5 protein-coding genes are annotated in these 9,706 nt (G+C 46.0%); 3 read left to right on the forward strand and 2 right to left on the reverse strand.

From position 1 onward, the window contains the following. Positions 1 to 124 precede the first annotated feature (124 nt). On the reverse strand, positions 125 to 2,317 hold the full coding sequence (locus tag IM319_RS21560) for a molybdopterin oxidoreductase family protein (RefSeq protein WP_287736878.1): 2,193 nt from the start codon (positions 2,315 to 2,317) through the stop codon (positions 125 to 127). A gap of 242 nt (positions 2,318 to 2,559) precedes the next feature. On the opposite strand from IM319_RS21560, the gene dnaX reads away from it, so the two are divergent. Both dnaX and grxD read left to right on the forward strand, forming a co-directional pair. Beyond that, positions 2,560 to 5,787 carry a DNA polymerase III subunit gamma/tau gene (dnaX, locus tag IM319_RS21565; RefSeq protein ID WP_287736879.1) on the forward strand — a complete coding sequence of 1,076 codons (3,228 nt, stop codon included), beginning with the start codon at positions 2,560 to 2,562 and terminating at the stop codon, positions 5,785 to 5,787. Positions 5,788 to 5,874: 87 nt separating this feature from the next. Further along, positions 5,875 to 6,198: a Grx4 family monothiol glutaredoxin gene (grxD, locus tag IM319_RS21570; protein ID WP_287076616.1), complete on the forward strand. Its 324-nt coding sequence runs from the start codon at positions 5,875 to 5,877 to the stop codon at positions 6,196 to 6,198. Between the two features lie 349 nt (positions 6,199 to 6,547). Here the strand turns inward: grxD and IM319_RS21575 are convergent, their stop codons facing one another. Then, positions 6,548 to 8,296 (reverse strand): mechanosensitive ion channel family protein, encoded by a 1,749-nt coding sequence (locus tag IM319_RS21575; RefSeq protein WP_287736880.1) that lies wholly within the window; start codon positions 8,294 to 8,296, stop codon positions 6,548 to 6,550. A 203-nt stretch (positions 8,297 to 8,499) separates the two neighbouring features. Between IM319_RS21575 and lipA the strand changes: the two genes are divergently transcribed. Further along, positions 8,500 to 9,384 (forward strand): lipoyl synthase, encoded by an 885-nt coding sequence (gene lipA / locus IM319_RS21580; RefSeq protein ID WP_287736881.1) that lies wholly within the window; start codon positions 8,500 to 8,502, stop codon positions 9,382 to 9,384. Positions 9,385 to 9,706: the final 322 nt, after the last annotated feature.

Genomic DNA, 9,706 nt, shown 5'->3' on the forward strand with positions numbered 1-9,706 from the left:
GTGGTCAACTACCTAATTTTCAGGGAAAAAGTACCTGAATTTTCCCCCTGATCACTCCCATGCCTGGTACTTTTTGATTGACAAAAAGTCTAAAAGTCTTACCCAACAAGGTTTTTAGATTTATTCAGCAGACCCTAACTAAAGACTTGATCGGGATTAATTTGACGGCACAAGCTTTTAATTCCGGTTGCAGGGAAATCGGACAAGCGGCCGGATGGGTGAGACTATTAGCCTCAGCATTTTCTGCCCATAAAGCTCCCCAGTGCATCGGCACAAAGACACAATTAGGAGCAATTGCTTTGGTAATTAAAGCGGGAAAACGGGCAAAACCGCGACGAGAACGCACCTCCACCCATTCCCCCGCTTCTATGCCCAATTTTGCCGCATCTTTGGGGTGAATTTCCAGAAAAGGTGCGGGGTGCATTTTGACAATTTTCTCGATGCGGCCGGTGCGGGTTTGGGTGTGCCAGTGACCGTACAAACGCCCCACGGTCAACACTAGGGGATAATCATCGTCGGGGGGTTCCGCTAGACCTTTACTGTGGTAGGCGGCGAAAACAGCACGACCATCGGCAGTATTGAATTTACCATCGGTATAAAGGCGTTTTGCGGCTGTTTTTTCGCTTTTATCTTCATCTTTAACTAAATTCCCCAGTAATTCCCCGGAATTAGCGGTTTTAGGGGCGGAAATTTCATCGATGGAATCGGGCCACGGTCGGGGAGTCTCGGCCAGGCGATCATAATTAATCGCTGTCATATCACAAGGACGTTTATATGTCAACCGGATAAACTCGGAATGTACCTCGGCGGAATCCTTAAAATTAAATTGTGCCTGAAAACCCAAACGGCGACCAACTTCGGCGAAAATTTGCCAATCGGCCTGAGCTTGACCGACGGGAGGGCGAAAAGCTTTATTTAACGTCACCATGCGCTCAGAATTGGTCATTGTTCCCGTTTTTTCGCCCCATTGGGCCGCTGGCAGTAATAAATGGGCGTAGGCGCTGGTTTCTGTGGGATAGTAGGCATCCTGATAGATAGTAAAAGGTGATTTTAACAGGGCTGCCTTGGTACGTTCTAGATCAGGCATACTAACAGCCGGATTAGTGGCGGCAATCCAGAGAAGTTTGACATCTCCGGTCTCCAAACCAGTAATCATACTCCAAGCATCGCGACCGGGGACCGGAGAAATCCGACCGGCGGGTAAACCCCAAGCTTGTTCCACTTCGGCCCGGTGTTGGGGATTTTTGACGAAACGATAACCGGGCAGAAGATGGCAGAGTCCGCCGGCTTCCCGTCCTCCCATGGCGTTGGGTTGTCCCGTTAGGGAAAAAGGACCAGCCCCCGGTTTACCGATATTAGCCGTCATTAGGTGTAAATTGATTAAAGTGCGGGCTTTGGCCGTGCCTTCGCTAGATTGATTGATACCCATCGACCAGAGGGAAAGCACTCTTTCCGATTCGGCCCAGTAGCGGGCAGCCTGTTCTAAATGGTCGATGGGGATACCGCATTTAGGGGCGACTATTTCGGGGGGATAATGGCGGATAATTTCGGCGTATTTGCCGAAATCCCGGGTACATTTATCGATAAAATAGGTATCGATCGCACCCCAATCCAGTAACAGGTGGGCAATACCGTTAAATAGGTCAATATCGGTCCCCGGGTTAATGGCTAGGTGGAGATTAGCGGCCTCGGCGGTTTTAGTGCTGCGGGGATCGACGACGATTAATTTCGCTTCTTTGTTGCCTTTGAGATACTTGTGCAGACGGTTAAAGATGATGGGGTGACATTCGGCCGTATTTGTCCCCACCAGAAAGGCACAATCGGTTAATTCTAGGTCATCGTAACAGCAGGGGGGACCGTCGGAGCCAAAACTGTCAACGTAAGCGGCCACGGCCGAAGACATACAGAGACGGGAATTAGCATCAAAGTTATTGACTCCCAGACAGCCCTTGACCAGTTTTTGGGCGATGTAGTAATCTTCGGTGTGAAATTGTCCCGAACCGTATAGACAGATACTTTCCTTTTCCCCCTGAGCGATTAGAGTTTGCATCTGGTTAACGATGCGATCGAGGGCATCTTCCCAAGTGCAAGGACGAAATTGATCTTGGAGAGAATCGCGGATCATCGGGGTTTTGAGGCGATTTTTATCGATCGATTCCGCTACGGTGGCCCCTTTAACACAGATCATACCTTGACTGGAGGGGTGGGACTTGTCCCCGAAGACTTTCCATGCTTGTCCGGCCGACGCGCCGGGGGTGACTGTCAAACCACAACCTACTCCACAGTAAGGACATTGGGTTTTTGTAGATTCAGTCATAAGCAGTGGGTCTGATTGGTGGCGCTGTCTTTGGGCATACTAAGATAGTCCGCAGATTTTCTCGGCAAAATTGTAGTTATTAATACAATTTATTACAAGCCTTAGCTAAACTGCCATTTTCGAGATGCAAATCCCGCATTACAACTGGCTAGATAAAAAGCATACACTTGTTCTCGTGCCGAAAAAGAATCGGGATAGGATAATAGTAGTCTCTAGGGTGCGGAAAAAGTTTTCAGCCAGTCATGACCTACGAACCTCTACATCATAAGTATCGTCCCCAAACCTTTGCCGATTTGGTGGGACAATCAGCGATCACCACGACCTTGAGTAATGCCTTAATCAGTGAGCGAATCGCCCCTGCATACCTATTTACTGGACCCAGAGGCACGGGGAAAACCTCCTCGGCGCGAATTTTAGCCAAATCCCTCAACTGTCTGTCTAGTGACCATCCGACACCGATTCCCTGCGGTAAGTGTTCCGTCTGTCAGGCGATCGCCAATGGTTCCGCTTTAGACGTGATCGAAATTGATGCCGCTAGTAATACCGGTGTGGATAACATTCGGGAAATTATCGAGCGATCGCAATTTGCCCCCGTCCAATGTCGTTATAAAGTCTATGTCATCGATGAATGCCTGACTGGGGATAGCCTTGTTTTCACCGAAACGGGATTAATCCCCATTAATCATCCTGAGATTCTCGGAAAACGAGTTCTCAGTTACAACGAGAGCAGCGGAGAGTGGGAATATAAAAAAGTCCTGCGATGGCTAAACCGAGGCGTAAAAGCAACTTTAACCATTCAAACCAGAAATCGGACGATTAATTGCACTGGTAATCATTTGATTAGAACAGAAAAAGCATGGATACAAGCAAAAAATCTCAAAATCGGCGATCAGATTCTATCCCCTGTGAATGTGGCTGCGGGCAACTCATCTCTAAGTATGGAAGGGATGGACATAACCGACGTTTCGTTTCAGGGCATCAAAACTACGGCAATAGTAACGGAACAAGAGTCTATGACTTGGCCTCTATTTTGCAACAGGCTGAATCCATCAAGCCCTTTTGTCAGTGTGGCTGTGGGGAAAAACTGGAAATTCCCTTGTTTCTCCAACAAAAAGGCAGAGGGATCAAAAGTATTGAATCCTATTGGCAAAGACATCCTTACAAACAAGGACACGGTTTATGGGAAAAGCGAACCAAAAAATTACTGTTCCATCGAGAATCTTTGTCCTCAAACAGCCTCGGACTTATATACGGGACTTTACTCGGAGATGGAACTATCGATTACCCCAACCAAAACAGTCGATGGCCGAGAATACGCTGGAATCATGGCAGTAAACAACAAGAATGGCTTGAATACAAAGCCAGTCGTCTTCCAGAGTTACAAATTCAGTCACAAATCGTTGCCAACGGTGGATATGGAGAACTTTCAATCTATGCCCGCAGCGTTTGTCATCCCAGCCTTGGAGAAGTTTTCCAGATGGTCAGACCTCAAGGAGAACGAAAATTTGTTTCCCTCAATTGGCTGGAAAACATCACACCCGAAGGACTGGCTTGGTGGTATATGGATGACGGATCACTCAGTATCACCCCTCACGGAAGCCGTTTTATCCAATTACACACGGAAGGATATTCCCCCGCCGAAAATCAACTTATTGCCGATTGGCTCACTCAAAGAGGTTACGCTACAAAAAGCCTATCCTATACTCGACACAGTACGGGGAAGATCTATCATTACCTCAAAATGGGAGCATCGGCCACAGCCCGATGGATTGCCGATTTACAACCCTATGCAATCCCCTCAATGGCTTACAAATTTCGAGGAAGTGATAGGGATTCAAGAAGGTGACACAGAAAGCGTCTATGACCTAGAAGTGGAGGACAATCATAATTTTGTTGCCAATGGGTTATTAGTTCATAACTGCCATATGCTCAGTACGGCGGCCTTTAATGCTTTGCTGAAAACTCTGGAAGAACCGCCGGATCGAGTGATTTTTGTGCTTGCTACCACCGATCCTCAGCGTGTCTTGCCTACCATCATCTCCCGTTGTCAACGCTTTGATTATCGCCGTATTCCTCTCGATGCGATGGTGACACACCTGCAAAAAATCGCCCAAATAGAAGCGATCGATATTAACCTAGAAGCATTAACCCTTGTGGCTCAGATCGCTAACGGTGGTTTACGGGATGCGGAAAGTCTCCTCGATCAATTAAGTTTACTCGCAGGAACGATTACGGCCGAGCGAGTCTGGGATTTGGTCGGTGCAGTCCCCGAAAGAGACCTCTTAACCCTACTTAAACTCATTCATGGCAATATTCCCGATCAAGTTATCGAACAATGTCGCCATCTGATGAATCGCGGTAAGGAACCTTTAATCGTCTTGCAAAATCTAGCGGGATTCTATTTAAACCTACTTTTAGCCAAAACTGCCCCTAATCGTCCAGAAATGGTCGCTGTCACCGCTCCCACTTGGCAGGAATTATGTACGGAAGCGCGTAATTGGTCTTTAGAGGAAATTCTCCTCGGTCAACAACTTCTTAAAGACAGCGAAACGCAACTAAAAAACACGACTCAACCCCGTCTCTGGTTAGAAGTCACTCTATTAGGACTGTTACCGCAAGCACAGGTGATTCCTCTAGTTGCCACGGTAGCGCCTTCCCGTCCCCAAACCAGCACCGAGAGGCCCACTGAAGTAATCACAGCACCGGCACCGGTTAATGAACCGATAAAACCGGCGGTTATCACCCCGACAACTAGCGTCGCAGTGCCGAAAACTGAGGTTAAAACTGTTACCAGTGATGACAATCACGAACAAATTTGGCAGCAGGTTTTAGAAGTAATGGAACCCCCCACTACTCGCACTCTCCTACGTCAGCACGGTAGTCTTTTTAGTAGGTCAGAATCGAGCGCTTATTTGAGCATATCTTCGGAACAATTATTAAAAATGGCCCGGCTACGATTGACTAATATTGAGTCAGCTTTCGAGGTAGTTTTTCAGCGCCGGATTAAAGTCCATTTACAGGTAGGTTCCGCTACTGATGCCATGGCTGCGGAAGTTTCTCAATCCCCGGCGGCCAGGATGCCACCACCACCGGAAACCGCACCAACTCCACCAATAACCCCCGAAAATAAAGTTATGACCGTGGTGGATATTCCCCCAGTCAAAGAAGCAATTATCGAGAAAAATGACAAAACTCTTAGCACAGAACTGCCCCAAAAAATCTTAAATTTTGATTCATCTTTAGAGACATTAGATCAAGATGTCGATGTTAGTGAAATTTTGGCAGCCGCTCAAAAGTTAGCGAAATCTTTTGATGGTGAAGTGGTCAATATGGGTTATTCACTGCCAGAAAATTCGGCCGCAGAAACTAAAGTTAATAAGTCTCTGGAAAATATGACTATCGTGCGCGGGAGGCCTGATGTTAACGAAATTTTAGAGAGTTTGGAGGAGGACGAAGACCTTCCTTTTTAAAGCTATCTCAACGGCTTGTGCTAAACTTATAGGATATGCCACGTCTCAGGATTGGCTATTCTTGCTCAAATTCTAGCTACTAGACCTATGACACCCGAAACTAAGGCCAGAATCGATCAATTAGTCCAGAATAACAAAGTTATTGTGTTCATGAAGGGCAATAAATTAATGCCTCAGTGTGGTTTCTCGAATAACGTCGTACAAATTCTCAATATTCTGAGGGTTGACTACGAAACTGTCGATATTCTGCAAGATCAGGAGTTAAGACAAGGAGTTAAGGAGTATTCCGATTGGCCGACTATTCCCCAAGTCTATATCAACGGTGAGTTTATTGGCGGTTCCGACATTATGCTCGAACTCTATCAAAAGGGGGAACTACAACAAATAGTCGAGGTAGCCTTAGCTTCCTAAAAATTTTCTAGGTTAGGTTAGCTATCCTAACCTAGTTTAAACCTACCAAACAGTAATCAGTAATCAGTAATCAGTAATCAGTGAAAAGACGGCAATTTTCTACTTAGGGTTTGCTGAAAAAGTACGGGCGAAGCATTCGGGCAATAACCTATCGGTGAAACCGTAGATTTTCTATCCGAATGCTTCGCCCCTACAGGACGCGGAGTGATAACTGCTAACTGATAACAAATCCGTTTTTAATAGTGTGATTAACTCTCAAGTTATGAATTGTTTCTCCCTTCTCCCCACACCCTACACCCTACACCCCACTCTCCTATACCTTTTAAACAGGATTTAGTATCACTCCCCTTTAAAACTGTCCCTTGAATTCCTCTTTATCTTGTGCTATGAGGAAACTTTGTTGGGGGATACCGATGTGAATTCCCTTCTCCTCAAAAGCAATTTTTAGACGACGACGATACTCTCTTTCTATGTCCCATTGTCGTAATCTTTTGACGACAATTCTGAGCATAATTTCCATTCCTGTGTGAGAAACCCGACTAACACCAGCAACCTGCACGGGATTGATGATATCTTCTTGCCATTGTGGATCTACAGCCATATTTTCAGCGATGGCTGCCATTAAAGAGATCGCCAGATCTGCCTCGGTGTCATAGGCGACTTCGATGGTAAAATTGACCCGCGCCCAATCTTTACTGAGGTTGTGTGCGCTAATAATTTGGTTATGGGCAATAGTGATTAAACGTCCATCGGCAGCCCGCAATTGAGTCGCTCGCAAACTCAGATTTTCCACCAAACCAATAAACTCCTGAAACTGGATCATATCACCAACAGTGTATTGGTCTTCAAAGACAATCAGAAAACCGTTAATCCAATCTTTTAAAAGATCCTGAAAGGCAAAGGTGAGCAATGCTCCCACTAAACCGGCTCCTGTGAGTAAAAAGGCGAAAGAAAGACCCATCCAGGCAAAAAAAATCAAAATTCCCAGAAAAATAGCAATAAATGTGATAATTTCTCGCCAAACTTTTAATAAAGTTGGAGCGCGCAGAATCCTCCTTTCCAAATTTTCGGAAAAAACCGCTCCTTCCTCTACCCACTCCCGTAGCCGAGAATTAACGTAGAGATTAATCATATTGCTCACTGATGTCAGCAGCAACCAGATAATAAAAATCCGCAAAGGAATACGAATTATCCCGCGTCCTTCTAGCCTAGTTTCAGGAAATACATACAAAATCGCCGCTATTCCGCCAAACCAAAGCAGTATCAGTCCAATAAGAGCCAGTCTTTTCCAGAGAATATTTAACGTCAGTTGTCGCTGAATATCAGCCTGTTGACGGAAATTAGAGGAATCTTCCACAGAGGCTAAAATCGGTTCTTGGGAGCGATCTTTGGTGGAGGGGGAATTTATGGGTAAATTCCGATCAGATTGACTTTTAGCTTGTCTTTTGAGGAGATTGAAGCGATTTCTTAAACGTTTCTGCCACCAAATTAATAAACAGCTTAAGCAAACCATCCCGAAAATAATTATAGTGGCAGTCATTACCTGTTGCCGGCGAGCGGCGGGCTGACGTTCTTGCCAAGCTTGGAGCAAAGCTGTTTGGATGATTTTAACCCATCTGTCCGCTAAATCGGCAACCGAAGAAGAATCGATCAGGGCATCAATTTCTGTTACTGTCAGAATTACCTGTTGCGGTAAATTCTGGTTATCCCTGGCCACAATCACAGTTAAATTATTGAGGGTCGCCGGACTTACTTGCAAGGTTGTCGGATCGAAACCCCCATTGATAATATTATTTAAGCCTCTTTCAATGCGCCTAGCCCGTCTTTGTACTGGGGAGATTTCCTGGGCCGCTTCCACCCTAGAAGCGGTAAAATCTTGGGAGGCAATCTGAAATAAGGCAAATCCATCTAAATACACGGAAGCATATTCTATATCCCCGGCTACAAAAATCCTTGTCCCCGTGGGAGATGCAAATGGAACCAGAAAATTTTGGGCTAGGGATGGCAGGGAATTAAGAACAAATATACTAACCAAGAGGCAACCCGCCAATCCTTGAATGACCAGATTTAAAAATTTTCCCCGTTGCCGTCGTCCCATTACCCAAATTTCCTTTTTGATTAACAATGATCTTGACTCGCTTTCTCAGCTTATAGCAGTTATCTTAATGGTGAGATGCGAAGTTTTCGTTTTGGGGAGTCGGTCGTCCCTCTCCCTTCTCCCTTCTCCCTTCTCCCCAACCCCAACCCCCCACTGATAACTGATTACTGATAACTGAAATCCCCAACATTACTTAACTTCTCATGTCCAATATTTCCCCACAGTGGCGCGAGGAAATTACCTCTTTACCCCCTTGGTTACGGCGTTCGCTCGGTAAATCTAGCGAAATTTCCACGGTTCAGCGCATTATCAAACAAAGGAACATTCATACTATCTGCGAGGAGGGTCGCTGTCCCAATCGCGGCGAATGTTATGCCCAAGGTACGGCGACTTTTTTGTTGATGGGTCCCACCTGTACCCGCTCCTGTGCTTTTTGTCAAGTGGATAAGGGTCATGCACCCATGCCTCTCGATGTCGAGGAACCGCAAAAAGTGGCGGAAGCGGTGCAATTGTTAAATTTAAGTTACGTTGTCTTGACTTCTGTAGCCAGAGATGATATGGAAGACGGCGGAGCCAGTTGGTTTGTGCGGACGATGACAGCCATTCGCGAACTCAATCCCCACACTTTAATTGAAGTGTTAACCCCGGATTTTGCTGGGGGTAAGGGAAGTCAACAGCAACGGGTGGCGACGGTGGTAGGGGCAAAACCTGCCTGTTACAATCACAATATCGAGACGGTGCGCCGTTTGCAAGGGCCAGTTAGACGCGGTGCTAAATACGATCGCTCTTTGGCGGTTTTGCGTTATGTTAAGGAAATCGATCGGTCAATTCCGACGAAATCCGGCTTAATGGTCGGTCACGGTGAGACAAAAGAGGAAATTATCGAGACTTTGGCAGATTTACGGGCGATCGACTGCGATCGAGTTACTATTGGTCAATATATGCGTCCTTCTCTGGAACATTTGCTCGTACAGAAATATTGGACTCCCGCAGAATTTAGCGAGTTGGGAGAAATTGCCCAAAAAATGGGTTTTTCCCAGGTTAGATCCGGCCCCCTAGTCCGCAGTTCCTATCATGCGGGAGAGTAAATCAGTGATCAGTTATCAGTTATCAGTTATCAGTGATCAGTGATCAGTTATCAGTGATCAGTGATCAGTTATCAGTGATCACTGATCAGTTATCAGTGATCAGATGTAAGTTTTAAGTTAATTAGGGTTTGCTGAATAAATCTAAAAACCTTATCCAACAAGGTTTTTAGACTTTTTTGACATCAAAAAGTGCCGACCCTTGGAGTGATTGGGGGGAAAATTCAGGGACTTTTTCCCTGAAAATTAGGTAATTGACCACCTGAAAATGGGTAAAACCCCACACCCCACACCCCAACCCCCAACCCCCAACCCCCAACCCCCA

The sequence above is a fragment of the Microcystis sp. M113S1 genome, assembly GCF_020246945.1.
Lineage (GTDB): Bacteria > Cyanobacteriota > Cyanobacteriia > Cyanobacteriales > Microcystaceae > Microcystis.